A 234-nucleotide genomic window follows, 5' to 3' on the forward strand; every position below is an offset into this window, starting at 1 on the left:
GTGCCTCAGCAGTACCGGGACAACATCGCCAACTGCATCATCGCCCTCGAAATGGCGAACCGCATGGGCGCCTCTCCCATGATGGTGATGCAGAACCTCTACATCGTTCACGGCAACCCCGGATGGTCATCGAAGTTCCTGATCGCCACGTTCAACCAATGCGGGCGCTACACCTCCCTCCGATACGAATGGGACGCAGACCGCAAAGGGTGCCGCGCGTGGGCTATTGAGAAG

General features: G+C 59.4%; 1 protein-coding gene. It reads left to right on the forward strand.

Annotated elements, in window-relative coordinates:
• The coding region (locus tag Q4550_RS24140; RefSeq protein WP_303536806.1) for a hypothetical protein at positions 1 to 234 on the forward strand (234 nt) is incomplete at both ends.

Origin of the sequence: Anaerobacillus sp. 1_MG-2023, from assembly GCF_030547345.1 — a bacterium.
Taxonomy (GTDB): Bacteria; Bacillota; Bacilli; order Bacillales; family Guptibacillaceae; genus Guptibacillus; species Guptibacillus hwajinpoensis_B.